Below are 24,685 nucleotides of genomic sequence, written 5' to 3' on the forward strand. Positions count from 1 at the left end.
AGAGCTACATTCGTTTTTACAACTATAAACGAAGTCATAGTGGGATTGATTATTTAACGCCAAATGAAAAATACCAACAAATGCAAAAAGTGGCTTAAAAACTCTCCAAAAAAGCTGGATCATTACACTCCTTAGCGTAGCGGGATATACGAACTGCTGACTTTATCCGTATTAGATTGTGATAAATGTCTTGTGCCATAAGGTTCACCTGATATTTCAATGATTCTACGACGTGTCTATGGAAGTCTGTGGTGAAGTTTACGCTATATGCAATATTAGATGAACTCAGCTCTGTCGTGGCTTTTTGGGTAGTGGGCAGATATCTATTGCAAAATGTAGTTTATGTTGGACTTTGTTTCCCCATCAGTGTGGTGTTAATGACTAGGTTGCTGAATTGGCTGTTGTCATGCTTGCTCTGTTTTCTTGTGGTTTCTTGAGCAACCCAGGAAGTGAGTTAACGACGATTGATTAGGTTTTTTTGTTTTGTAGTTCGATTTCGGCACAAGAGTACAACGATTAATTGAATGTAGCTAATTAGTTCGCAATTCCTTATTTAGAACAATAAATTGACACAGTATAGCCTTTACATCAGCACTGAATTTTTCAGGTGTATGCAGTTGACGTTTTTTGCTTGTTCCTTGTCCTGTTTGTTCTTGAACTAGAGTGTCTAATACATAAATAGTTACGTCTTAAACATCTGTCTACAATTATCAAACAAAAGAAATTGAAAACTTGTGAAAGTTTATGATGTCCAGAGCCGTTTGACCAAAAGAACCAAGAAAGTCATCGAGGAGAAATTATATGCTCAACAATCAGGTAGTTATCGCGCTGGTGATACTATTTAGTCCACTCACTTTCGCTAAGTTGTCAGATTCAGCGGGCTTAAGTGGTGAGCTCTCACTTAGTTCGGGCTATATTTCTTCAAGATCCAACTTTAATACCGATAGCAACGCCATCATTAGCAATAGCGATCAAAAAGCTAAAAGTGACAGCAACTTGTTGCTTCTCCCGTTAGGCAGCGTCTCTCTTACCTTTGGTAAAGGACAGAATAAACAGATCTATGTTGGAACATCGCAAGAAGATGTTGCTGTAGGAACATTGGCTCTAGAACTCGGCTTCAAGCTTCAGTTAGATAATAGCACCGTGATTGATATCTCTTACTTACCTAACAAAATGTCTGGTGAAACTTGGGCGGATCCATTTCTGGTTGGTTCATCACGCCGTGTAACTGAACAACAAGGAAATGCTTATAGGCTGAAGGTTTCAAATATTGCTGGTTCAGGTTTTACCATCGACACAGCTATTGCTACACAAGAAATAGATAATGAACGCTCTGGCCTTGATTCAGGCTATGATGCAAATGTACTCGATCGAAACGCCGATAACCTATACGTCAAAGGCAGTTTTCGTCTATATTTTAACCGTGTGATCTTTCTGAGCCCATCGTTCACTTATACCGATTCGGATGCGACAGGAGCTGCGAATAGCAATCACTCTTTTGGTGGCGATCTATCGCTAATTCAAAGGTATGATCGTCATCAACTGGCGCTCACGGCTGGTTACGTTGAGCGAAGCTATGACACAGTTCATCCGGTGTATAATCTCATACGTGATGATAGTGAAGTTATGTTCTTCGCTGCCTACGAATATCATCAGTTTATGGGGTGGAGCAATGTGTCGTTTATCTCTTTAGCTGGCTATGGGGAAACCAACTCGAATATCCAGTTTTACGATAGCGAGCAGCTTATAATTTCAAGTGGTATTGGCATAAGATTCTAATTACGCTGTCTCCGTTATCCCCCTTGCATGGCAGAGCAAAATAAAGCATATCCGGAAGTTATAGTAAAATGGGGCTTTGCTGTTGGATTCAGCTTATAAGCGGACACTAGCTAAATCGTACTCCTCTTGAACAACATACTGAGCTTTTGAAATACCTAAGGCTCTGTTTGCTTGTTTAAGTAGATTAGGAAGTTCTTCGGTATCTGTCACACCTGATAGTCTCACTCGGTGGCATATCAATAGCTCGATCGAGTTTATGCCAGATTTGACGTCCTTAGCTCGTTGACTGATGCAGGTATAGTGGGGACAAGCCAATAGTACATTCGCCAATCTAAAAATGGAGTCAATAATTCCTTGTAGTGCAGTTAAAGCTAAGGAAAACAGGCGTCTAGCCATGCGAGCAGTTGTGATAGCTAGGTCATTAGACAATTGTGGTGTACCACTCTTATTCAGTTTAGGTTGTTCCCACTCAATGATAGCCTCTTAGCCAAAATAAAACGTGAGTGAACTTCGGTTGACTAGGAAGTGATTGTAGCTGTGACAATTAGTGGTTATGTATCGAGGTTTTGGTATGAAAATAAAGTAAGTGAATGGATACTGATCGTAAGACTTCGATTGGGGCCATTTGGTTTCTATGATTAATCCGTTGGTTGCAGAATAGCTTTTTAAGAGAGCGATAGTTTATTCAAGATGATGCTAATGTTTTTTTTGCCAATGGTACAAGCACAAACAAGGTTCGTGAGTTTCTGATTATAGTAATGAACCCTAATATAGATATGAGCACTAAATATTCTTGTGTTTGCATGTATGAGAGAGATTTGAACGAAATGTTATAAAAAACGGATTTTGAGTCAAGTGGCAATATAAAGGTTGAGTATGATGTATCGAGGTTACGCTAGAAATCGATGCGCAATGTACTGATTGATTTATCAAAAACTCAGCTCCACACGGTCAAGGGACTTGGAGTGGCGCCCCTGAACATTGGATGTGAATGAAGTGTGATGTTTAGTTCATCTGCTCGCTGACGATCCGTTGGGTCGTGATAGAGAGGATACTACCCAACCTCTAGATGAACGATATAAGCAAGCGTTTCAAAGCATATTGAGCAATGCGCAAAATCAAATGATTGTCGCGGAACTTGATGATGAGATCGTCGGAATGTGCCAATTGACGTTCATTCCTTATTTGACCCGTAAGGGAGGATGGCGATGTTTGATTGAAGGCGTCAGAGTGAAAGCGATAGTAAGAGGGCAGGGAGTTGGAACCACACTGATTCACTATGCGCTGGATCTCGCGAAGGCATCAAACTGCATTATGGTCCAGTTGACCAGTGATAAATCTCGCCCTGACGCTATCGCCTTTTATCAACGTTTAGGGTTTAGAGACAGCCACGAAGGCCTCAAACTACTCATCGGATAGCGTGTCGCCTACTCCGGTTTCCTACACCTCATTTTTCTATCGCAAAGATGAAGACGGATAAGTTCCACCTGGTAGGCTTCAATTCTCTAGGACATGAAGGAAAACAAAATGAATGCTCGTCACGTAAAGCAACAGTTATTTGAAGAGAGTGGTCAGAATCTTATTGTTGGAAAAGTCATTGACTGTCCCATTGAACCTGAGCATTTAGCACAAACGACAACTGATTCCCCTTATGTTATCGAGGCTTTTGACAGCGGTTTGACGGCGGAAGTCTATAGAGTTCGTTTTGACAATAAGGACTTTACTCTAAAGAAGAAGCGTCAAAGTGCAAAGGTGCAAAACTTAGATGGTCAATTTTCTTTTCTTAATGAGGTTCAGCGGCGTCAGGATTTTCAGAAGTTAAAAGCAGAGTGTCGCACTGGTCGGTCTCTTGATGGAATTGTGAATACCGTTTATGCCGACTATCGATTAGGGATCATCTTATCTGAATGGATAGAAGGTGCGCCAATCCAAAACCTAACGACTGAAATACTCCAGCAACTGTTTTCGACTTTGATGATGTGTGAACAAAACGGATTGTTCGAGTGGGACTTATGCTCTGGCAATTTGTTAGTTGACCATCATCAACAACTTAAATTGTTCGATTTTGGTTACATGTATGAATTTGACCCGAGACAGGCATTTAATAGTAACGGAACGAATGATCCGCTATTTAACTTCTGTGAACGGTTTGAGACGCGTTTTTTATCTGGATGGTTACTCGAGAAGGAGTATACCCAGGATAAGGCCCTCACTTTGTTTAGGGAGGTCAAACTGACCGCACTAAAAGCCATAGAGCATAAAATAACTTGGCTTCAGGGGAACGGTGGCGAGTCTCATATCATCGAATACTACCGTGGTATCCAGAGAGAGTTCAGCGAGGCCATTTCTAACCAAGCAGTACTTGAGCGGTGTTTCTTGACAACTATGTTCCGCTCTCATGTGCTTGATATTGAAGACGATCTGGAAGGGAAAAGTTGCACAGCCTTAACACTCAAGCGAATTGATGTCGTTCAAGAGATTCTCAAACATCATTTTCTACTGCTTGAAAGTTACGGTGCCCTATTTTATCAGAATGAAGGAGACTCGCAGGAAGAGTTGCGCCTTCGATATGAACAGAAGTGGAAGCTAGCGGAAAGCTATCAGTTGTAAAACAGAAGTTGGAGCTATTAAGCGAATATTTGGTATTTATTGCAAGAGTTGCTTAAAGCAACACATAGATTGACTAGACGCCCATCCTAGCAATATGGAATAGTTGGTTCTTGAATAGGTAAATAAAAATGGACAAACAGACCTTACCGCAATTACTGCTCAGTCTTTTAGATACTGCGAGTGAAGGTTTGTGGTTTATGGGCGATGATGATGTTGTTCAGTTCTACAACAGTACTTTCTATCAGCAGTTTAATCTCCCTTCTGAGAGTCCATCATTAGAAGATTGGTTGGAATTGGTTCACCCACAAGATAGAACTCAACTAGTGAAGGAAGTCGAGTTCTATCAAAAATATCATACGATTTCGCGCGTAAAAACGCGTTATCGTGTGAAAAATTTGTCAGGTCGCTACCTTTGGATTGAAGTAACGGGGGTACGTGCAGAGTATAATGGTGGATTCGCCATGGTTGGCTCTCACAAGGATGTCTCTGATGAGGTGTTCCTTAATCAGTATCTGACTCATATGGCCAATCATGATAGTGAAACAGGATTATTCAACCGCCATTACTTTTTGCAAAGCTTTCCTCGCTTTAAAGAAAAAGGATGGCTTTTTGTGTGTTGTTTGACTCAATTACAACAGTTTCAACGTAGGGTTGGCAACGATGCATCTGGAGCACTATCCTCTACTTTAGTATCCACATTAGATCATGTCTTTTCGTTGAAATACGGGCTTTATCGTATTAGCGCTGATGTATTTGTTGTTCAAATAGATGAGGAATTGGATGCAGCGTTAGTGCTAGAGCTAATGAATCAAATAGAATCGGAATTCCAAGGCCAAATCCAGATCAAAGGATGCAGTTCAACCCTAACCAGTCGAGTAGGGATAGGGGCTTTACCTGTTGATGTTATCAACCCAGAAAACCCGCTAGAACAACTATTTAATCTTTCAGAATACACCCGTTTGGTCAGCTCGCCAGTGACCTATACCGATGATTCTCAACGTGACATCGACAGGCATTTTGAAATACAAGACGCGTTAGAGCAAGCTATTGAATTACATCAGATTACTATTGCCCTTCAACCTATTGTTGAAGCCTTATCGGGAAATATAATCAGTTTTGAGGCGCTAGCTCGTTGGAATCATCCTGTGTTGGGCCATATTTCACCTTTAGAGTTTATCCCTATCGCAGAAAAGCAAGGTCATATTCATGCGCTAGGAATGTTGGTCTTAACGCATGCTTGTCAATACCTTACAACGTTTGATGAGACTCATGCAGAAAGGCCCCTAATCAATGTAAATGTCTCAGCACATCAGCTTCTTAAAGACAGCTTTGTGGATGATGTATTTGATGTTGCAACGCAAGCTGGTGTGTCTCCTAGTCGTATTGTGTTGGAAGTGACAGAGTCATATTTGCTTGATGAAAATCCCACGATAAATAGAACTCTAAATGTGCTCCATACTCATGGTTTTAAGTTGTCGATAGACGATTTTGGATCAGGGATGAGTGCTGTTACTAGCTTATTTCGTCTTCCACTCTATCAAGTCAAACTTGATAGAGCTCTGATTAATGAGGCGATGCGATTGGATGCATGCATGAAGTTAATTACTCATTTGTGTGAGTTTGGTCGGTCACACAATATCAGTCTGGTTGCGGAAGGGGTTGAGACATCGGCGATGTTTAAGACATTAACAAGGGTAGGTGTACCGTACCTTCAGGGGTATTTTCTTTACAAGCCTTGCTCGCCTGAAGTGTGGTTGGAAAAGCGCGCGTTAGTTTAAGAGTTAGGGAGGATACAAATGTTAAATTACACCTGTAAGTTATGCACTTTTGAATCAACGGTTGATGTACAAGAAACGGTTCCGTTTCAGATTGAGCATGGAGTATGCGAGTTTTGTATGGATGATGTCCACCACACGTTAAAAGCGAGCCATCAGTTCAACAAGGTTGAGCTTCATTTGAGAATCAATTTGCGTAAGCTCAGGTACAACTTACAGCGAGTGACACGCCATGATAAAGAAGTGAGTTCGGTGCTTGATGTCGTTCAATCAGAGGTGAGCGCCATTGAGCGTGAGTTGATGTCAGACTATCCTTCGATTGCTGAAGTGTTATCGGAATATCGAAGTTTATTATGCGTGTATAAGTAGCGAGTAGGTAGGTAGCAACACATGGTCATTGCGGAGTTTCGTTTTATTCATTATGGCTATTCAGGCTCATTGAGCGTGAGCGACCCAAATTTAATTAGAAGAATACAAGAGCATATCAATCAGGGGAGGCGTCGAGAGCTGTTTGGGATGCTTATCGTACTTTTACTTGGAGAGTCTGCGCATAGAAGTGTGAGTGAAAAGGCTGACTCTACTTTGATGGAGCTGAAAGAGCTTTATGAACTGAGCGATAGTTCGGTCAAGTTAAGTAATGGGGTGAACCTGCGAATTGTATAAAACCAAACGATCAGTGGTTATTAATCATGGGGCAGACATTACCATTCAAGATTAAGTCGATGTTATGCGGTTAGTAAGATACGTACATATAGCCTCTGATTCAATGTGTTTTCAACACGGTTGTAGCACAATTAGGAACACTTATTTAGCGGTTTTTTATTAGGTACGATTAGGACGAACGAATTATGAAAAAAGGATTTTTTGGGTTTAAAGGGATACTGCTGAGCGCCATGGCTTGTTTGCTAACAACGGCCCTTATTGTAAGCGCTTGGATTGGCTATAATGAAACTCGCGAAATCGTCGTGGAAAATGTGGAGCGTTATTTTACTGACTATACACGACAACAAGCGATGGCTGCAGAGAGCTATTTCGGACAGAAGACACGCAGTATCAATAAAGTGGCGAAGCATTATAAGGCTCAGCCTTTTCCTGAAAACTATATTGAGCAGACTAAGTTACTCGCTAATGCCATGGACATAGACAGTGTTGTGATATCACTTGACAATGGTGATGCGTACTGGAATCAAACAGCCGACACATGGCCCAACCACAAATATAATGGCGATGTTACGACACGTGAATGGTATCAACTGGCTCAAGGAAAATCACAGGTCTCTGTAACCGAACCGTATGTTGCTTCTGATGGTGTGATCTGGATTAGTTTTGTTGAAAAAACATTCAATGGCACGGTTTCTTCTGACTTGACTCTGGATTTTCTAAACCAGATCGTCAATAGAGTGAGTGATATACCTGGCGCGGTTGCTGTTATGATGGATAGTGAGACGACAATACTTGCTTCATCTTCACCCGTCATAAAAAATGGCGAAAAGGCAAGGGACCTGAATGGATTCAGGGATACTGCGCTGAATGCTGTCAGAATGCCTTCCGGTGTTCAGTCTTACGAACTGGATGGTCAAAAGAAGCTGTTCTTTTCTCACAGATTCCAAGTAGCGGATAAAACATGGTACCTAGGTGTAGGGGTTGATGAAGCAATCGCATTCCAAGAGTTAGGAGAGTTGGAAACTAACCTTACTCTCAGTGTCGCGATTAGCATCCTGTCTGCACTCATTGTTTTGTCATTGCTCTTCCATCGCTTATACCAACCGGTCCTAGCTCTTAGGGATGTCATAGAGGGCCTCGCCAAGGGGAATGGCGATTTAACCAATCGGATCCCAGTAACCTCAAGCGATGACCTTGGACGGATAGCCGTTGGTATCAATGGGTTTATCGCACAGTTGCAGTCAATGTTCCTAGAGGTTAAAACTTTGTCCAAGGAGCTTGAAAGCCGCATTGGCACGCTTGCAACTCAATCCCAACAGAGCGCTCTGCGCCTCACAGAACATGCTTCCGAAACCGAGCAAATTGCTGCAGCAATTGAAGAGATGAACTCCACCGCGGAAACGGTTGCTCAGAGTGCTGCGACAACTGCGCAACTGACGCAGAAAGCAGAAGACTTGGGGCGTGACGCTTCTCAGAGTATTGACCAGTCCAAAATAAACATGAATTCATTGCGTCGAGAGGTTGATGTGGCCGTCGGACGTGTAGAAGAGATGAATGGTAAATCACAAGGTATCCACTCTATTTTAACGGTCATCAGTGATATTGCTGAGCAGACTAATCTGCTTGCCTTGAATGCGGCCATCGAAGCCGCTAGGGCGGGTGAGCAAGGACGGGGATTTGCGGTGGTGGCGGATGAAGTTAGAAATCTCGCGGGACGAACAAAATCCAGTACAGAGGAAATTGAGCAGGCGTTAAATGAGCTGTTAAGCAGCAGTCATCTAATGGTGGATTCAATGGAAAGTACCAAAGTGTGTTGCCAAGAAGCTGACTCTAGCGCTAATGCCTTGGAAACGAATGTTTCCCATGTTGCAGATTTGGTCACACACATTAATGACGCCAGCATGCAAATAGCAACATCGGCTGAAGAGCAGAGCAGCGTTACACAGGAAATTGGTCGTAACATCACCCAAATTAACGATATTGTGAATGCACTTAAATTATCGGGCGTTGAAATTGAAGAGGAAACACTCAGACTAGTAGAAGTTAATCAGCAATTGAGCGGATTGATGGCGAAGTTTAAAGTTGAGCAGCAGAAGGTGTAAATCTTAGTAGTCGAAGAGAAGTCGATAGACTTGAAGAGAGTCGCACTGACGTATGGGGATGCGTCAAGAGCTGTTTTTGATACTGGTTGTACTTTCGCTCGGAGAGTCTGCGTATAGATGTTTGGGTTGAGAGGCTGACTTTACTTTTATGGGTGTTGAAAGAGCGGGTAAGTTGGCAGTTGATGCAACTGGAAAGTCTTTCTCAAGTTAGTCAAGGAGTCAGCGAAATTGATCAAGTTGTTCATTCAACTGCAGCATCTGCAGAGCAGACATCCTCATCTGCTAATGAACTCAATCAGTTAGCTGAAATGGAAAGAATTGAGGGATTACTTGATCAAACTAGTGTCGGTAAAGTTATTGAGCAAATAGATGTCGTACTGCTATAACTAGTTATTGTTATGGCGTTTTTTAATCAATACCACAACGTTGACTTAGTGGATGACACGGCTTGTCATTTAATTGCCGCAAATTTTTTTTGGGATGAGAACCAGCGTTTTTGTGTCAGTGCTTCTGCTCGTAAACAGTGGGTAATGTAAGGTTAACCATCGAGTTGTATAGTACTGATTTGTTATTGATAATTGTCAATATCAAGTGACAGAGTTGATATAGAATGCTTCTAGAATTGAGCAGTTGCTCAGTTTATCTATCTATAATTATGGGATTTAGACACAATGTCTACGGAAGACGAACGAGTACAATACTCAGAGCATGATAACTTAATTTCGACCACTTCACCGAATAGCCACATTACTTACTGCAATGAAGATTTTTGCCGTGTGGCTGGTTATGAAGAGGAAGAGTTGCTCGGTAAGCCGCATAATGTCATACGTCATGCTGACATGCCCAAAGCGGCATTTGGGCAGCTGTGGAGCTATATCGAATCTGGGCAAAGCTGGATGGGCTTGGTCAAAAATCGGTGTAAGGTAAGAGGCCACTACTGGGTATCTGCCTTTGTTACTCCCATCATGGATAAAGATGGCAAGGTGTTTGAGTACCAATCGGTAAGAACACGACCAAGCGACGAGCAAATAATTAGGGCGCAGTCGCTGTACCAAAACTTAACAAATGACAGTTCAACCCCAAAGCGCACCAAATGGATAAACTTACTGATACTATTTTTCGGCCTGCAAAGTACTGCGTTACTTTTTCTGCTCTCTGAGATGATCCCTTCCTCGATAGCTTTGGGCGGACTACTTCTGTTTATGTCCTTGCAAATCATTGCTACTTTCTTTTTAAGTAAGCGGATGAACTCGCTGAATGACTTAGCTCTAAACTGCTATGACAATGTTTTAATGGAAAGGCCTTATACGGGATACTGCGATGACCTGTCACGCATCGAGCTTGCACTTATGATGAAACAAGCGGAGCTCAGAGCCGCAACCGCGAGAGCCACTGATACCACAGAGAATATATTGCAGTCTGCAAGCGAAGATTTGATGAATAATCAGGCAATAGATAAGGAGCTTCACGATCAACAAGTGGCGACAGACGCCATGGCGGTTTCTTCAGAAGAGATGTTGAGTTCGATAGGTGAAGTGTCCCAAAGCGCAAAACAATCGGTTGAGTTTGTTGATAATGCACGCCGCAGCGCACAGGAAGGCATGCAGACTATTGATGTGGCGGTGGAAGCTGTTAGGGACCTGAGTCATCAGATTCATTCGTCGAGCGCTTTGCTTGATAAGCTAAATAACGATGTTCAGAGCATTGAGCTTATTCTAAGTATGATTCAAGAGATATCTGAGCAGACGAACTTACTGGCTCTCAATGCTGCCATTGAAGCAGCGAGAGCGGGAGAGCATGGAAGAGGTTTTACGGTGGTTGCGGATGAGGTTAGGGCCTTGTCGACAAAAACGAGCTCTTCGGTGAGTGACATACGTTTAAAGATTGACAGCTTACACATGGCAGTGATGGAAACTCGCCAGGTTATGGAGCAAGGAATGGAGGCGTCAAGTCAAAATCTTATTCTCTCTCAAAAGAGTAAAGCATCATTTGAAGCGATTGTTAGCGATCTATCGTCTATAGCGGAACAGAGTGCGAGTACTTCTTTGGCTATTGAAGAGCAAGTAGAAGTAACGAAAGGCATGAGTGAGCATGTAGTACGTATGAATGAGGCCATTGTAACCACCAAGGAACTTTCCTCGCATTCGGTTAAGAGAACTCATGATTTGGTTGTAAACTTAGAAAGTCTGCAGAGACTGGTTATGCAGTTCAGTCAGACATAGGTTTTAGGTTTGGTGGTCGCGCTGTTTTTTACATAGCTCGGCGTTGTATTTTTAATTGAGATTCAATGACATGAATGAAAGAAGTCAGGCGTATCTGAATAAATATTTAGACTCATTACCTAGCGAAATTGCGAAAAATTATACTTCTTTTAGTGCAGACTATTTTTGTGCAGATGAATACAACGCCAACATATGCGCAGATCTAATACTGCGCGGTGAGAAACGAGCTTCGTGCAGCTTGGAGTATTGGTATAGTCAAAAAGGCGAACCCATGCCAGAAGTTGGTCATTTACAAGTCGTAACCAACTGGGAAGCAAAGCCAATCTGCATCATCGAACTCACCTCAGTCAGTAAATGTAAATACTGCGATATCACAGCGGAGTTTGCGGCAGAGGAAGGAGAAGGCGACAAGTCACTAACTTGGTGGCGCAAAGCTCATTGGGAGTTTTTCAGTTTGGAGTGCGACGAACTCGGCATTAAGCCAACTGAAGATATGCTGTTGGTATTAGAGCGCTTTAAGGTCGTTTATAAATAAGGTGCAAAGCGTTTAAGCGCAATTCGAAACGCTCGGTACTTTCGGTTTGTGATTAAGGTGAAGTATTCGGGTAAGGTGGCAGTGCAGTGGTACGGTGAAATTGGCCATCTAATTAGAGATGTTAAGGTACCCCTCATTACACTAGTCGTTCTTGTCGCCAACAGTGGTGGCGTTATCAAACCAGGCAAAGCTTATCTAAGCGAAGTAATTGTTGGGAAAATCACCCTATGGTGCGATTCTTCAAAAGTCTAAAGACAGAATGGATATCAGTGCCAGTTTATAGAAGTTTTAGAGCATATAACTCTTTGCATCACAGGTTCTTACAGCCAACTTAGATCTCATCATTATAATGGCGTGCTGACACCCAATGAGTCTGAATGACTGTATTAGGAAAACTCTAAAACCGTGGCCAATTTTATTTGACCAATACAATTCACATAACAGATTAATACTATCTGAGTTTCATAGTCAATGGCAGCAACATAGACGTAATACAAAGCGAAAGGTTTCCGTCTATCAAGCGTTGTTTACTTATTCGAAAAGAAAGATATGGAAGCATCAATGTCACAAATAACAATTAATAAAGAGTATCAGCAGAATTTGGTGGGGGATCCTTACTCGGCGCTGATCGCAGTAATACGCCCAATTTTATACGGTTTACTTTTCTCCCTGAAGCAAGATGTGGTAAGTGAGGTCGGAGGTTACCAAAATGTAAAACTAAAGATGCTGCCTAGGTTGAGGAGAAAGGGTGACGGTGATATTGGTATTTGCTTTGAATACGCTGTTCACGATGCAATTAGAAGAAGAGACCCTTTAATAACGGATAAGATTCATGATGCTCTTACTAACCACTGTCGAGTTCCTGGGGAAAATATTGAGTCCATTTTGTTTGGTGCAGAAAAAACAGGTGCGTTTTCTCTCATTGATACGGCACATAACATCTTAACGGAAGAGTCACGAGTACTAACTGGCGCTCAATCTCAGCCGCCTAAACTGAAGTTTTATCTATCTAAAATTGCTGAAGCGTTTAGGTTTCGGAATCTAAGAAGTGAGCTACCAAACAGTATTAAAGGCTTGTGGAAAGCCGATTTGTTTTTAGGTTATACCGACTCGCAGCGGTGGGTAGGAACGACAGTTAAAATAAATCCAAGTGCTTTGGAAGGCGCTGAAGGTTTACGTATTGGTATTGTCCCTGCTCAACATGGAAGAAGTGATTCAATTACATACGATTCTCAACGAAATTTAGTGGTATGCCCACTACCCTACGACGCATCATTCATGGAGGTGTTTTATCACTCATGGGTGATAGTGAGTCAGTTTATTGATGCTGATGCTAATATGCCCAAAGAGGTCAACCTTCCCGCACCGCTTCATAGGCTAGTTGCGCAGCAACTTTCAGAACGACGTGAGTTTGGTGTTCTTGATGTTATAGAGGCCCTAACTCCTTTGGCTCAACCATATTTGTTGGAACCTCAGCGTAATAATGCAGATATACAACAAGGTGTTCATATACCAATGACAACCAATGCACTTATCTCACCAATGCCTACAAAGAATCAATAAGGTCTTCATTTCACATGTTAGTGAGTGTATATGACAAAACTATCAAGTCGATTCGCTACTGTAGTGCTTTTGAGGTTTGACGTGGGGGCTAGTACATCCCTAAAAACAATTTGGTCGGTAGTTGCTTATAACAATGCTACTTTTAATTCGTGAGTTAATCCGTTGTATCCTATTTTAGTAACATAACGGGTTGATTTTTGATTGTAGGCTGGAGCACCAAAAAAAGAAAGGGGAGCATAAATGCCCCCCTTTGTCATTTTATCATTGCTGTTGGTATTACTTTTCTCTGATAGCTTCACAGCCAGCAGGGGCGGTTATAGTCGATACATCCTTGCCTTCCTGTTGCGCCGCTTTCACATCCATTTTGTATTGAGTGCATTTGCCCACACTGACGTTCACTGCACCCGAATCTGCGGCGGGGTTACCGCCGAGTGTTCCACCAGCAAATGCGGAAGAGGTTGAGAAAACTAACGCTGTTGCGATGAGTAGAAATGATTTGTTCATAGTTGATCCTTACGAGTTGGTTGAGTGTGTTATTTGGGAATTGAAAGTTAGAAGGTGTAAACAAAGGTGCCAGCCGTTGACGTCACTTCAATTTCTTTCACGTTATCGACGGTGCAGTTGTTGCTGTATCCCGTGTAGGTTTCACCGAACTTCAATGAAACGTTTCTAGACAGCTCTGAGGCCGTACCAGCTGGAAGACGACAATTACCTCGGTTAATTACAACGTCGGTGATGACGGTGTTATCGGTAATCGCTTGTAGGTCAAAGACTAAACTTCCCCAATGAGAGTTGGTGGAGATCGATACTTCAATATCTGCCGTTGCTGCTTGAGTTTCTTCTTGGTCGCCACAAGCGGTCAGTCCGATAAACAGCACGCTCATAGCGGTGTATCGGAGTAGGGTGTTGATTAATGTCATAATGGTGCTCTCCTCATTGGTGAGTGAAATTCTGGGTAGCCTGCTTCTTCGAGATCTAGCATGAACTGCTCAACATTGAAGTCGGAGGGATAGGTAAATGAAAATGTCGATACACTGGCCTCATCAATAAGTGGTAAGGCAACGGTGTGTATTGGATGTTGGTCGGATAACCGAAAGAGCAGCAAGAGCGCGTCACACTGAACCGAGAGCCCCAGTGGTTCAATGAGCGTTTGCTCTTGCTGCAAAGCTTGGCTAGAGACTTTCAGCATTCGGTTGTTAAGTAATGCTTCATGGACTGACCCTAAGACTTGTTGCTGCTTGTTACTCCAGCTTCTCGTATTAGGTAGGTTGAGGTGTACTTTGCTTAGCCAAAGTCGTTCTTTTGAAATGGCTGAAGCCTTATCCAGTAAGGGTTTGTCTCTCTCCGAGGACCGACCCTGTCCATAATTCAGTGCATCAGGAATAAGCGGCTGTAAGTACTTATTGGTCAGTTGCCAATAGAGCATTTCTTGCTTATTTAGCTTCAGTAATTGCTCGGATGTTTTTCGGTAAACATGGGGCATGCTCATCGAATCACACTCCACGTTAAACACCTCCACAATGACTTCATCGAGGTAGCGTTTAATGCTGCGCGTGGTGCGGTGGATATCGATTAGGACCAACTGCTGCTGCAACTCCCTAACGGTGATCCATCGATGTTGAGGAATAAGCATCAGCGTGTGCAGCAAAGCAGATAAGCCTTCAATGCTGGTTTTATTGCTCATGACTACTCTCTCAATACATAGCGCTCCACACCGGAGTCGGACATTTAATGTCGGGAGAATAGAGGTGGGTTCGACACATAATGTCCAACGGTTAAAGCGCCATCAATCGGCTTAGCGAAAGCGTGAGTCGATTAACATTATCGATGGTTGTTTTTATCTCTCAGCTCTGAGATTGCTACTAGTAACCCAATCAGCAGTACCACCAGAAAGCCTAAGGTCGTTAGGGTTCCAATGGCACCAAAGAAAGGGGAAAGAGAAAGTAACGTGATGAGGGCAGAGATAAGTTTGATGGTTTGTAGGAGAAGGGAAGTCATGAGTTATTGAGGAGTAAGAGTAATATCGTCGAATGCCTCCATCTCGACGTATGCGAGAAAGTTGCTCTCCCACAATTGATACAGCTCGATAGCCTCACGGTTATCGTTCATTGAAAACCAGCCATGATAGCTGGCAAAGCATTGACGAGCGCGAAAGTCAAAATCCAAATTCCGCTCAATCTCAGGGTAGTAGTTCCCCATATAAGCAAAGTCCGTGATGTACTCAACACACCATTCTCCTGTTGAAGATTGGCAAATAGACATTTCGACAGGGTGAAAGCCACCAGCATCAGCACTGTAACTTTTATCACGAAAGTTAAAGACCACATGACGGCTGGTGGAGAGCGTTTCATTGTTAAGCAAATGAGCTGAGTAACGCGCATTAAGCAACGCATACAGCTTCTTAGAGACAGGTAGGGGTAATGACGTAAAGGTTAATTGGGACATCGACAGTCCTCCTTGTTTAGGGATAAATCAGAAAGTAGGTAGGGGGTTAGTTAAACGAGCTGACCAACGAGAGTTGCACGCTATCAAAGACGTTGCGGGTTAGGTGGCGAGTTAATGCATTCACCCAAGCAGAGAGCACCTCTTGCACTTCTGGATGAGATAAATCCGTTGTTCCTGTATCGGGTTGATAGAACCAACGATTAGTAAGGTGAAAGTACAGCTCCGGCTCTACGCTAGTACTGTTGTCATTAGGGTAAGAAAAGCTCGCAAAGAACACGATAAGCCAAGGCTCTGAGATTGACTCTCGTTTGAGCTGTATCTCTATAGGGTGCAGTCCTTGACGATGGCGGTAGTAACTCATTTGACGGCAGTTCAATACCAGTCTTTCAGCCTGTTCAGGCAGTGTATGACCAATAAGAAGATTTTCTAGTGACGAGAGCAGTGCATCATTGATACTGATATCACCATAGTGTTGTTCAATCATAACCAGCCTCGCTCAGCAAATGAGGTGCAGGTTTCGCCCGTCACGATATGATCCAACACACGCACATCCACCAGCGCTAAAGCGTCTTTGAGTCTTTCGGTGATACGTCTATCCGCTTGTGAGGGGGTAGAGTCGCCTGAAGGATGGTTGTGAGCCATAATCACCGCCGCGGCATTCACTTCCAACACAGCTTTTACTACTTCTCTTGGGTAGACACTGGCGGCATCGACGGTGCCATGAAAGAGCTCTTTAAACTCAATCAGTCGGTTTTGGTTATCCAATAGCAGTAAAGCAAACACTTCACGTTCATAGCTGCCGAGCTTGCAGCGTACATACTCTTTAGTGGCATCTGGGCTAATTAAGGCATCACCACGCACGTAGCGTGTGGCGAGTATCTCAGCGGCATGCTCTAGGATTTCATTCTCCTGATAGCGCTGTTGTTTTTTGTAATCAGAATTAGGGGTAGTCATTACGGGCTCCTGTCGGATTCAATGGTGGGTATTCACATTGATGACATATGCCTGAAAATTTTTGGGGTTAGGGTGTGAAGCGCTGGAAGAGCATAAGGAAAGATGTGTTATTGAAGTGGGCGTATGGTTTGTTAGTTTTAGAGGTAGGTTAGAGAGGAAATCTGATAGCGTTAGAATGAGAGAGCGCTGGAGAGAGTCGCTGGTGATCATAGTTAATTGAGTTGTTACTCTAAGTGATTTTTCCCCATTCCGTGCCACACCTACTTAGTCTCTCAGGGCTCTGTAACGTGGGTTGCATTACTTTTTCTCATCCCTTAAAAATGTCTGTAGACTTGGAAGGTTACCACGATTTAGCACGTCTCTAGTAGCCGAAGCATAAGTTACTCCAAGAGTTGAAATAGATTCTACCAATCCCCATATGTAACTTATTGAACACAATATTAGTAAGGATATAATTGTGGAGTTCGTAAATGTGGTATTAGATTTTATCTACGTGATTTGTCAAAAAAGACTATCTTCAGCAAGGCTTTTGATTAAAACAGGCGCGGGGATTCTTGCTGCCACCATTGGCATAGGATCAATAGTGGCAGCTCTTTCATATAACGGAATATCACTCTCTACTAATAGTAACGAACCCGTTGTATCGCCCTTACTTATTAACTTCGCAGCAGCAATTGGTCTGTTGAGTTTAGTTATGGGGATCTGTCTCGAAATTTATGAGCGTATATGGGGAGAAGCAGCCAAAAGTAATCGCTCCAAAAGCATTGATTTACGATCACTAAACAATAGCCATGCTCCAAAACTGTGTGATCAATTTGAAACTACTATTGACCAAGCGGGTTTGCATGACGACCTTTATCTTGATCAAAACTTAAATGAGCCTATCACAGATTGGTTATCTCGAACTTGTGCACAGTTTGATGACTTTAGCTCTGTCAAGCTTGCAAAAATGAATAGGCATGAGCCTATGAAGCCCCTAGCAATGGGTGCGTTAGCTCATGTTCCTCAGAGTTTCGTTTTAGGCTTTCTTGTTGGGAATCGCAGACTTGTAAATTATTACTGCTGGAACAGAGATAACGAACGCCCTCAGAAAAATAAATGGGTAGATACGCGAGATGCTAGAGATCGTGGAACGCGTATCACACAAGATATAGGCCTATTTTTCAAGCAAGGTATAGAAGCCAATAACGTAACTAAATGGGGCCTATCTATAGAGGTTTCATTTAATAACGATCATGACCATTTCATGAAAGACCTCAACTTAGATGCAGTATCCAAACTTGAAGTTAAACAAAAAGACATTGGGAATTTATTTTCCGAAGTAGCTCAAGTCGCAATTGTAACTCGAGTTCGTAGCTATATAAACGAAACAATGAAAATGTTCCCGCAGCTCAAAGAAATCCACATAACAATAACTGGTCAAGCTTCTTTCGTAATGAGACTTGGGGCTGACTTTAATCAAAACCATTTGCCAACAATCAAAATTCACCATTTTGACAGAAATAGCAATAACTACCCTTGGTGCTTAGTTTTAAATCCAAGTACGCCATCGTTAGTCACATTCAAAGAGCAATAATAATGAAACATATTAAGGCATTTGGTCATTTATGAATGACGTAGTCAACCTAAACCAAGCATGACTTGCTAGGTTGTGGAGACTACAGTACCTACAGTCACCAATGTCATTACATATAAATAAAGACCTAGAAATTGGTTACTTAATCAAGTAAGGAAACTACGTGAAACATCAAAAAATATTTACTGAATTCCTAACAAACGTTGTCAACCTCAATCAGGCTCGCATCAATAAGATGAAAACGAGTTCGAATTCTGTTGAGACGTACATAAAAGGTCATGATGATTTCAAATATCTCTTTAAGAATGCATCTCCACAGGGGTCATATGGACATAGAACTATCATCAAGCCTGTCAAAAACAAGGAGTTTGACGCTGATATAGTCTTCTTTATGGACGAAAATGATAATTGGGAGCCTAAAGACTACATCACAAAACTTCATCAGGCTTTTAAGGGGTCAAGTATATATAAAGATATGGTTCACTATAACACTCGTTGTGTTTATCTTGATTATTCAGGTGATTTTCACATCGATGTTGTTCCATGTATTGTACGAGTAACAGAAACCGTGTTCGGCAATCATACACAATATTTGATTGCGAATAGACACACCAATGAGTTTGAGCTTACTGACCCTGAAGCATACAAGAAATGGGTCGCCGACAAGAATTCAGTGGTAGGTAACAACAACCTCATTAAATGTATTCGTCTTATCAAGTATCTTCGTGACATAAAAACTACGTTTTCATGTAAATCAATACTTTTAACCACTTTGATTTGTAATATGGTTCACGACTACGAATCTAATAGTGATGACTTCAAAGATATTGCTACCACCTTAAAGACAATTTTTACCCGCTTGGATGATTATTTAAGCTTTTACGATTCAATGCCAGAAATAGTCAATCCAGTACGAACCGAAGAAACGTTTACTCGGCACTGGAATGAAGAAAAGTATACGAATTTCAAAATAAAGATCGGCGATTATAGAACTTGGATAGAAGATGCATTTGATGAGACAGATCGAACTGAATCTATAAAAAAATGGCGTCGTGTGTTCGGAGATAGTTTTCATTCTGTTACCAAGAAGTCAGCCACAACAGCTACCTATGATGAAATTTTGGACGAAGCAAGTCAGCCTAACTTCCCTATTCCTCCTCACTGCGCGCACCACAGATGGGAAGAAGTGGAGAACGTTGGTAGTGTCAACTTAGATGTTGAGTATCGTAATAAAAATAGCGTCAATCCGTTCGCTAGAGCTGTCCAGCAAATTGTTTTTGGCAGGAACTATTCACTTAAGTTCATGGTTACAGATGATACTCCTCCCGGCTCAGACGTATATTGGCAAATCACTAACACTGGAGAAGAAGCTAGTAGGTTAGGTCAATTACGAGGCGGGTTTGAAATCGGTGGAAAAATCAGAGAAGAAACAACCTCTTATAAAGGTAATCACTTCGTAGAGGCATTTGTTGTTAAAGACGAGGTACTCTTAGCAAGAAGTGGTAAGCTCGTCGTTCCTATCAATTGATAGATATAAGGCTCGCTAATACGAGCCTTTTCCTTCTTGCTTCTGACCTATTCACTGCATATTTTGGAACGTTCCGCACCGTCATTTCCTCAGGATTATCCGATCACTTCTAGCCTAGCTCCGAAACGAGGTATCGCAATCACAGAAATACGTATTCACCGCCAGTCACTCACACTAACTTTTCCCTATCAAATCTAATCCGATGGGAGAGGATTAGATCATTCTCATTTTGGATTGAGCAAGCTGAAAATCGTATTGCTCAAACACCGCTGGAGTTGTACGTAAATTTTCGGCAAGTTATGAAGTTACATCCTAGGCACTAGGTAATACGGCTATTAGATTAAGCGTGAGTATGATTGGCGTTATGGTAGGTTACGTAAAAAATTACGGAATAAATCCGTCTAACAAGCGCTATACATATGCAACCACTTGATTTTTAAAAATATGTCTACATATTGATACCATCTATTAATTAAATGTAGGGATACATATGTCAATTCAAAATCTAACTGCTGGTGATATCGTTGTCAGCAACTTTGGTGTTTATCAGCACTGGTCTTTGGTTTCAGACTCTTTCTGTGAAAAAGGGTTACCCATGCTCATTTCTGCAACTAAGCGAAATGGTACGGTTCAAGAAGAAAGCTGGGATGTCGTAACACAGGGCAAGCATACTTATCCAGCTGAAGTGACTTATGACCGCTCCGTGCCAGAAGTGTTAGAACTAGCTCGCTCCCAAATAGGGAAGTGGAAATACTCTCTAACAGACCGCAACTGTGAGCATTTTGCAAAATGGGCTACTGGTTTGAAAGTGTCATCAACTCAGGTTGTTGCGGGTACAGCGGGTGCTGTTTTAGGTGCAGGTTTAGTAGGTCTATGCTCAGAAAATCCTAAGTTTGCAAAATTTCTTGGCGGTGCTGTAGCTTTGGGTGGTTTGGCAGTTTTAGTTACTAAAGCCATTGAGAAAAAATAGGCATAGCAGATAAGGATTAAGCGTTGCGTAGCCAACGTTAAATCCCAAGTGTTGAACAAGCCCGAGCTTCTATATATGTAAATTGTGCGATGTGCTCTACGTGGTCTTAGTTTTTGGTGCTCATTTGTTCATACTTTTGATTTTAAACATGAATTGATGGAAAATGCATCAATACTAACGTGGTAGCATAGGGTGGGTAATAGTTTTGTTTTTGACTACAGAAGAGCGACTAACAGAAAAGCTAAACAAAGAGAAAGAGTATCTCTGGACAGAGATGAATGCTCTTAAAGCAAAATTAGAAAATACTAATCAACAGCTTGAGTTGCTTGAGCAGAGCGCACCAGAGCATTATTCCAAGGCTTTGGGAGCTAGGAACAAAGCCACCGAAGTAAAAAACAAAGCTGAAGAACGCTTGGGTGAGATTGATGCCATTTACAAAAGTGTTGAAGATGCTCATGAACTTGTCATTTCATTGAAAGATGAATCAGACTCGAATCTGGCAACTATCAAAGAGTATGGGTCTACTGCTTTTGATAAATCAGAATCAATAGCTCAATACCATGAACAATACTTAGAATCTAAAGCAGAAATTGACGAAGCTCTACAGGAGCTTAATCGTTTAGTTACTGAGAAAGATCGCTTGGCGGTGAAAGTCGAGTCGTTATCAGAACAAGTAACCAATACCGAATTGGTTGCAAGTAAGTTGAAATCTTTGCTGAGTAATGCAACTAAACAGAAAAGTGAATTTGACACCCTTCATGGTGAAGTCTTTGGCTTTACATATGAAGATGACAACGGTGAAGAAGTAGAACAAGGTGGCTTAAAAGAAGAACTTAAAGATGCTTATTCTAAAATCAAAAATGATGTTGCATCGTTAAACGAAGAAGTTTCGAGCGTAGAGCAAAGATACAATGAAAAACTAGACTCTATTGAAGGCCAATACCAAGAAGGGTTGGAGTCGTTCGTATCAAAAGGTGAAAAGCAATATAGTTCAATTATTAAACAGATAAAATCACTTCTTCCCGATGCGCTTACGGCTGGTCTTTCTGGTGCATATATCGACAAAATTAAAGTTGAAAAAGAACAATTAGATAAACATGAGGTTTCGTTCAATAAAGCTATTCGCTGGTTGATAATATGTTCTTTGTTGCCAGTTGCATTCAGTATGGTTCGAGTAATATTTTTGAGTGAGCAGTTTGCTTCCGTTATTCAAGATGCTCCGATGATTTACTCTATGATGTTACCTGTTTACGCTCCTATCCTATGGGTCGCTTACTCATCAAATAAGAGCTATAAGCTTAGTAAACGACTAATTGAAGAGTACACACATAAAGAAGTTTCGAGCCGAACATTTGAAGGCTTGTCAAATCAGATTGACACAATTGGCGAAGATGACACTAGTGGTGAGTTAAGAACTAAATTGCTTTTCAACTTGCTTCAAGTTAACAGCGAAAACCCAGGCAAGTTAATATCTGATTATAACAACTCAGATCATCCGATTATTGATGCGATTGATAAAAGTTCAAAATTAGCCGACGCGATTAATCGTTTAGATAACGTGCCTTTAGTTAGCCCACTGTTACGACACCTAAATGCTAAAGAAAGAAATAAAATCGAGCAGAAAGAAAAAGATATGTTGAATGTAGTTGACGTAGCAACGACTCCTGAAGTCAACTCGAAAGAGGAAGAGCCAACGACTAAAACGGCTTCAGTGGCATAGATAAGTCAGTGATAGTAGAGGCTCGGTAGCTTGAATACTGCCGAGCCATTTTTATTTACAGATAACGACTTTCAAATGTTCTTTAAAGTAACTAGCGTTCAGAGTTTCGCCAGCCGCTTGTTTCACTAGTTCATCGGTGGTCAGCAAACTGCCTTCGGAAGCTACAGGGTCGTGTCTTGCGTTTTACCTACCCAACTTTTCCATACCTAAATTAATTCGCTTTTTACTAATTTAGGATAATCACTGGCAAGGTTTTGTCCACAAGCTTCTCTGGTTGAGTTGTTACCCGTGTGTGATCACCAAGCGATTCTGTCGTTGATAATGGCAAAAAAATAAGACTACTTTGAGAGAGGCGAATTGATCGCCTCTCTCTTCTTTTATTTATCTATCGCGATATCACCTAAAGGCACATAACGTGCTTTGTTTTCTGTTCGGTAAAAGCTGATTTTCTTTATCTTCCATCCATAACGAATGTATTTGGTGTCGGTTAGGTAATAGCCTTCTCCCATGGCAAAGCGCTCACGGTGTTCAACGCTTTTATCTGGATCGTTAAGAAAAGCCGTTTCAGGGTGATTCAGACATGCTTTGCGCAGCTCTGGAAATAGGTTTCGAGAGTGTTTCGACCACGCGAGAATAATAGTCTTCAACGTTTTGGTGTGAAACTCTCCTGCATACGGTTCACTGATTTCAGCGTCATAGTCCGTGAGTGTGGCAACAATCACGCCCTTTGCCCATTGTGGTACTTCTAAGGTTTCTTGAAAGGCCTCCTCCGCTTGCTGGTGTTTACGCCACGCTCTTTCCCGATCCTGTTGTTTGGCTTCTTCTTTTGCAGCTTCTTCAGCTTTAGCTTGCTCCTCGACCTGTTTAACCTGCATACGCCCTAGGTTTACGAATGAGTGGTCCAATTCATAAGTGTTTATGAGTTCGATTAACTGCTGGTGGTGTTTGTCATAAAGCCAAGGTTTATCGACATCCCCTTTATGCTGGCGGTAATAACGAGCCATGCTTAAGCAGTGTTCAGAAAAACCCTGATCATTACCACCACAGCCTAAATCTAAGCGGCATTCGTGCTGATATTCATTATCAAAGGTCACGGTTACTTTTGTTTTGTCGTACCCGCCTAATGGATTGCGTTTAGCAACCTCCAGAGCTTTCTTTTCGAACTCACTAAAGTCATAGAGTGTCTCTTCAGTGAACTCGCGAGATTCAGACCACTGAACAAGTACCGTGATCGGTTTGATTTTTTTTGCCTCTAACGTAGGTAAAGAATCATGTTGGTCTATGGATGAGCTGTTTGGTTGTGTTGTTTGCATGAGTGCTTCCTTTTTACGAATAAAATAAAAAAGACCACCTTGTTAAAAGGTGGCCTCTAGAGTGGTGGATAAACGTGTTTTTGGGTTGTTTAGCGGTTTTGTTAACGGGGCTAGGAGTATTAGATAGAATGCTTCTTTACAGCGTGGTAGGGCGGCTCTGAGCCATTTATCCAGCACTTGCCTTGGTAGCCATTGATGAGCTGCTGAAAGAGCCACATCTCAAAAGCAGACTTGGGTTTTATTGAGACATCAAAGCCATCGTCATCAAATCGTTGCCGTTCTTTCCAAGTTGCCTCTAAATCACTTAGCTGCGTTTTTAACTCATCTAATTGGGTTTGTTTGGATTTCTCTAATGGCGCTTTAAGCCATACCTCTAGGGTGTGGCAATACGGCATCACTCCATAGTCTTTAGCGAGGTTCAAAGTGTTACGTAATGCTCGTATCCAACCTTCTGCTTTGGTATCGCGACCATTGAGTTTGACTTCACCTGATTCAGCAGCTGCTGACCAGTCACAACCGTATTTCACGAGTAGTTGGTTGAAGGTGTTTACACCACAAAACTGCCAGCTACGTGCTCGTTTGTTTGTCTCCGTGTCAAAGAGATTACTAGAGCCAATGAGCATGTGGAGCATGAGTAGATCGTCTTCACGCAACCTAAGCCTATAACGTTCATACAGAGCTTGCTTGAGTTCGTTGGTGCTTTGGGTGTCTGTGTGGTTGAGGCGTTCTCTGAAGAAGGTACAGGCTTGCTGAGCGACATCTTCTTTTGGTACACGCAGTGCTAGTTGTTCATAGACAATGTCTGTAATGATCCAGCTTTTTTGGAGAGTTTTTAAGCCACTTTTTGCATTTGTTGGTATTTTTCATTTGGCGTTAAATAATCAATCCCACTATGACTTCGTTTATAGTTGTAAAAACGAATGTAGCTCT

The 24,685-nt window shown here is 42.0% G+C and carries 25 protein-coding genes and 1 pseudogene; 17 read left to right on the top strand and 9 right to left on the bottom strand.

Annotation, left to right across the window (positions count from 1 at the left end; genetic code table 11):
- Nucleotides 1–801 precede the first annotated feature (801 nt).
- Nucleotides 802–1,779 (top strand): DUF2860 domain-containing protein, encoded by a 978-nt coding sequence (locus EYW48_RS18585; protein WP_277432820.1) that lies wholly within the window; start codon nucleotides 802–804, stop codon nucleotides 1,777–1,779.
- Nucleotides 1,780–1,872: 93 nt separating this feature from the next.
- On the opposite strand, the gene EYW48_RS18590 is transcribed toward EYW48_RS18585, so the two are convergent.
- The gene (locus tag EYW48_RS18590) at nucleotides 1,873–2,256 is read right to left on the bottom strand and encodes a transposase (protein WP_346780438.1); all 384 of its coding nucleotides are present in this window, start codon (nucleotides 2,254–2,256) and stop codon (nucleotides 1,873–1,875) included.
- 537 nt (nucleotides 2,257–2,793) lie between these two features.
- Between EYW48_RS18590 and EYW48_RS18595 the strand changes: the two genes are divergently transcribed.
- The 12 genes and pseudogenes from EYW48_RS18595 (at nucleotide 2,794) to EYW48_RS18650 (ending at nucleotide 13,249) form a co-directional block, all read left to right on the top strand.
- A complete protein-coding gene (locus tag EYW48_RS18595; RefSeq protein ID WP_277432842.1) occupies nucleotides 2,794–3,198 on the top strand; it encodes a GNAT family N-acetyltransferase in 405 nt (134 codons plus the stop codon).
- Nucleotides 3,199–3,306: 108 nt separating this feature from the next.
- Nucleotides 3,307–4,389 (top strand): AarF/UbiB family protein, encoded by a 1,083-nt coding sequence (locus EYW48_RS18600; RefSeq protein ID WP_277432821.1) that lies wholly within the window; start codon nucleotides 3,307–3,309, stop codon nucleotides 4,387–4,389.
- A gap of 128 nt (nucleotides 4,390–4,517) precedes the next feature.
- Nucleotides 4,518–6,167, top strand: a complete 1,650-nt coding sequence (locus tag EYW48_RS18605; RefSeq protein WP_277432822.1) for an EAL domain-containing protein — start codon at nucleotides 4,518–4,520, stop codon at nucleotides 6,165–6,167.
- A gap of 18 nt (nucleotides 6,168–6,185) precedes the next feature.
- The gene (locus EYW48_RS18610; protein WP_277432823.1) at nucleotides 6,186–6,533 is read left to right on the top strand and encodes a hypothetical protein; all 348 of its coding nucleotides are present in this window, start codon (nucleotides 6,186–6,188) and stop codon (nucleotides 6,531–6,533) included.
- A gap of 21 nt (nucleotides 6,534–6,554) precedes the next feature.
- Complete coding sequence (locus EYW48_RS18615; RefSeq protein WP_277432824.1) at nucleotides 6,555–6,827, top strand: hypothetical protein; 273 nt, start codon at nucleotides 6,555–6,557, stop codon at nucleotides 6,825–6,827.
- 185 nt (nucleotides 6,828–7,012) lie between these two features.
- Nucleotides 7,013–8,929 carry a methyl-accepting chemotaxis protein gene (locus EYW48_RS18620; protein ID WP_277432825.1) on the top strand — a complete coding sequence of 639 codons (1,917 nt, stop codon included), beginning with the start codon at nucleotides 7,013–7,015 and terminating at the stop codon, nucleotides 8,927–8,929.
- Nucleotides 8,930–9,111: 182 nt separating this feature from the next.
- Complete coding sequence (locus tag EYW48_RS18625) at nucleotides 9,112–9,315, top strand: hypothetical protein (protein ID WP_277432826.1); 204 nt, start codon at nucleotides 9,112–9,114, stop codon at nucleotides 9,313–9,315.
- A gap of 12 nt (nucleotides 9,316–9,327) precedes the next feature.
- Nucleotides 9,328–9,465, top strand: coding sequence for a hypothetical protein (locus EYW48_RS18630; protein ID WP_277432827.1), 138 nt, complete (start codon nucleotides 9,328–9,330; stop codon nucleotides 9,463–9,465).
- A 135-nt stretch (nucleotides 9,466–9,600) separates the two neighbouring features.
- Nucleotides 9,601–11,151 carry a PAS domain-containing methyl-accepting chemotaxis protein gene (locus tag EYW48_RS18635; protein WP_277432828.1) on the top strand — a complete coding sequence of 517 codons (1,551 nt, stop codon included), beginning with the start codon at nucleotides 9,601–9,603 and terminating at the stop codon, nucleotides 11,149–11,151.
- A gap of 70 nt (nucleotides 11,152–11,221) precedes the next feature.
- Nucleotides 11,222–11,686: an ASCH domain-containing protein gene (locus tag EYW48_RS18640; RefSeq protein ID WP_277432829.1), complete on the top strand. Its 465-nt coding sequence runs from the start codon at nucleotides 11,222–11,224 to the stop codon at nucleotides 11,684–11,686.
- Between the two features lie 134 nt (nucleotides 11,687–11,820).
- Nucleotides 11,821–12,067, top strand: a pseudogene (locus tag EYW48_RS18645) (IS3 family transposase); the annotation flags it as partial.
- A gap of 180 nt (nucleotides 12,068–12,247) precedes the next feature.
- The gene (locus tag EYW48_RS18650; RefSeq protein WP_277432830.1) at nucleotides 12,248–13,249 is read left to right on the top strand and encodes a hypothetical protein; all 1,002 of its coding nucleotides are present in this window, start codon (nucleotides 12,248–12,250) and stop codon (nucleotides 13,247–13,249) included.
- A 276-nt stretch (nucleotides 13,250–13,525) separates the two neighbouring features.
- Here EYW48_RS18650 and EYW48_RS18655 read toward each other — a convergent pair whose 3' ends face one another.
- The 6 genes from EYW48_RS18655 to radC form a co-directional block, all read right to left on the bottom strand.
- Nucleotides 13,526–13,753 (bottom strand): hypothetical protein, encoded by a 228-nt coding sequence (locus EYW48_RS18655; RefSeq protein ID WP_277432831.1) that lies wholly within the window; start codon nucleotides 13,751–13,753, stop codon nucleotides 13,526–13,528.
- Nucleotides 13,754–13,800: 47 nt separating this feature from the next.
- Nucleotides 13,801–14,169: a hypothetical protein gene (locus EYW48_RS18660; RefSeq protein ID WP_150330770.1), complete on the bottom strand. Its 369-nt coding sequence runs from the start codon at nucleotides 14,167–14,169 to the stop codon at nucleotides 13,801–13,803.
- Nucleotides 14,166–14,933, bottom strand: a complete 768-nt coding sequence (locus EYW48_RS18665) for a transcriptional regulator (RefSeq protein ID WP_277432832.1) — start codon at nucleotides 14,931–14,933, stop codon at nucleotides 14,166–14,168. Before EYW48_RS18665 ends, EYW48_RS18660 begins: the two co-directional genes overlap by 4 nt.
- A 317-nt stretch (nucleotides 14,934–15,250) precedes the next feature.
- Nucleotides 15,251–15,694 (bottom strand): DUF2787 domain-containing protein, encoded by a 444-nt coding sequence (locus EYW48_RS18670; protein ID WP_277432833.1) that lies wholly within the window; start codon nucleotides 15,692–15,694, stop codon nucleotides 15,251–15,253.
- Nucleotides 15,695–15,740: 46 nt separating this feature from the next.
- The gene (locus EYW48_RS18675; protein WP_277432834.1) at nucleotides 15,741–16,178 is read right to left on the bottom strand and encodes a DUF2787 domain-containing protein; all 438 of its coding nucleotides are present in this window, start codon (nucleotides 16,176–16,178) and stop codon (nucleotides 15,741–15,743) included.
- Entirely contained in the window at nucleotides 16,175–16,648 is a 474-nt protein-coding gene (gene radC / locus EYW48_RS18680; RefSeq protein WP_102530099.1) for a DNA repair protein RadC, read from the bottom strand. Before radC ends, EYW48_RS18675 begins: the two co-directional genes overlap by 4 nt.
- A 457-nt stretch (nucleotides 16,649–17,105) precedes the next feature.
- On the opposite strand from radC, the gene EYW48_RS18685 reads away from it, so the two are divergent.
- The 4 genes from EYW48_RS18685 to EYW48_RS18700 all read left to right on the top strand — a co-directional run bounded on the left by EYW48_RS18685 (nucleotide 17,106) and on the right by EYW48_RS18700 (nucleotide 22,442).
- A complete protein-coding gene (locus EYW48_RS18685; RefSeq protein ID WP_277432835.1) occupies nucleotides 17,106–18,224 on the top strand; it encodes an SAVED domain-containing protein in 1,119 nt (372 codons plus the stop codon).
- Between the two features lie 163 nt (nucleotides 18,225–18,387).
- On the top strand, nucleotides 18,388–19,752 hold the full coding sequence (locus tag EYW48_RS18690) for a cyclic GMP-AMP synthase DncV-like nucleotidyltransferase (protein ID WP_277432836.1): 1,365 nt from the start codon (nucleotides 18,388–18,390) through the stop codon (nucleotides 19,750–19,752).
- 490 nt (nucleotides 19,753–20,242) lie between these two features.
- Nucleotides 20,243–20,722 (top strand): lecithin retinol acyltransferase family protein, encoded by a 480-nt coding sequence (locus EYW48_RS18695; RefSeq protein WP_277432837.1) that lies wholly within the window; start codon nucleotides 20,243–20,245, stop codon nucleotides 20,720–20,722.
- Nucleotides 20,723–20,927: 205 nt separating this feature from the next.
- Nucleotides 20,928–22,442 (top strand): hypothetical protein, encoded by a 1,515-nt coding sequence (locus EYW48_RS18700; protein ID WP_277432838.1) that lies wholly within the window; start codon nucleotides 20,928–20,930, stop codon nucleotides 22,440–22,442.
- A 377-nt stretch (nucleotides 22,443–22,819) separates the two neighbouring features.
- Here EYW48_RS18700 and EYW48_RS18705 read toward each other — a convergent pair whose 3' ends face one another.
- Both EYW48_RS18705 and EYW48_RS18710 read right to left on the bottom strand, forming a co-directional pair.
- Nucleotides 22,820–23,755, bottom strand: a complete 936-nt coding sequence (locus EYW48_RS18705) for an LPD25 domain-containing protein (protein ID WP_277432839.1) — start codon at nucleotides 23,753–23,755, stop codon at nucleotides 22,820–22,822.
- A 119-nt stretch (nucleotides 23,756–23,874) separates the two neighbouring features.
- Nucleotides 23,875–24,387 carry a hypothetical protein gene (locus tag EYW48_RS18710; protein ID WP_277432840.1) on the bottom strand — a complete coding sequence of 171 codons (513 nt, stop codon included), beginning with the start codon at nucleotides 24,385–24,387 and terminating at the stop codon, nucleotides 23,875–23,877.
- Nucleotides 24,388–24,685: the final 298 nt, after the last annotated feature.

The organism is Vibrio sp. 1180_3 (assembly GCF_029478545.1).
GTDB lineage: Bacteria > Pseudomonadota > Gammaproteobacteria > Enterobacterales > Vibrionaceae > Vibrio > Vibrio aestuarianus.

Coding starts and splice junctions, on each gene's coding strand:
- EYW48_RS18650 (WP_277432830.1), top strand. CDS start 12,248: ATGTCACAAATAACAATTAATAAAGAGTATCAGCAGAATTTGGTGGGG.
- EYW48_RS18655 (WP_277432831.1), bottom strand. CDS start 13,753: ATGAACAAATCATTTCTACTCATCGCAACAGCGTTAGTTTTCTCAACC.
- EYW48_RS18660 (WP_150330770.1), bottom strand. CDS start 14,169: ATGACATTAATCAACACCCTACTCCGATACACCGCTATGAGCGTGCTG.
- EYW48_RS18605 (WP_277432822.1), top strand. CDS start 4,518: ATGGACAAACAGACCTTACCGCAATTACTGCTCAGTCTTTTAGATACT.
- EYW48_RS18670 (WP_277432833.1), bottom strand. CDS start 15,694: ATGTCCCAATTAACCTTTACGTCATTACCCCTACCTGTCTCTAAGAAG.
- EYW48_RS18705 (WP_277432839.1), bottom strand. CDS start 23,755: ATGCAAACAACACAACCAAACAGCTCATCCATAGACCAACATGATTCT.
- EYW48_RS18640 (WP_277432829.1), top strand. CDS start 11,222: ATGAATGAAAGAAGTCAGGCGTATCTGAATAAATATTTAGACTCATTA.
- EYW48_RS18615 (WP_277432824.1), top strand. CDS start 6,555: ATGGTCATTGCGGAGTTTCGTTTTATTCATTATGGCTATTCAGGCTCA.
- EYW48_RS18710 (WP_277432840.1), bottom strand. CDS start 24,387: ATGCTCCACATGCTCATTGGCTCTAGTAATCTCTTTGACACGGAGACA.
- EYW48_RS18630 (WP_277432827.1), top strand. CDS start 9,328: ATGGCGTTTTTTAATCAATACCACAACGTTGACTTAGTGGATGACACG.
- EYW48_RS18610 (WP_277432823.1), top strand. CDS start 6,186: ATGTTAAATTACACCTGTAAGTTATGCACTTTTGAATCAACGGTTGAT.
- EYW48_RS18585 (WP_277432820.1), top strand. CDS start 802: ATGCTCAACAATCAGGTAGTTATCGCGCTGGTGATACTATTTAGTCCA.
- EYW48_RS18675 (WP_277432834.1), bottom strand. CDS start 16,178: ATGATTGAACAACACTATGGTGATATCAGTATCAATGATGCACTGCTC.
- radC (WP_102530099.1), bottom strand. CDS start 16,648: ATGACTACCCCTAATTCTGATTACAAAAAACAACAGCGCTATCAGGAG.
- EYW48_RS18665 (WP_277432832.1), bottom strand. CDS start 14,933: ATGAGCAATAAAACCAGCATTGAAGGCTTATCTGCTTTGCTGCACACG.
- EYW48_RS18635 (WP_277432828.1), top strand. CDS start 9,601: ATGTCTACGGAAGACGAACGAGTACAATACTCAGAGCATGATAACTTA.
- EYW48_RS18695 (WP_277432837.1), top strand. CDS start 20,243: ATGTCAATTCAAAATCTAACTGCTGGTGATATCGTTGTCAGCAACTTT.
- EYW48_RS18625 (WP_277432826.1), top strand. CDS start 9,112: ATGCAACTGGAAAGTCTTTCTCAAGTTAGTCAAGGAGTCAGCGAAATT.
- EYW48_RS18600 (WP_277432821.1), top strand. CDS start 3,307: ATGAATGCTCGTCACGTAAAGCAACAGTTATTTGAAGAGAGTGGTCAG.
- EYW48_RS18620 (WP_277432825.1), top strand. CDS start 7,013: ATGAAAAAAGGATTTTTTGGGTTTAAAGGGATACTGCTGAGCGCCATG.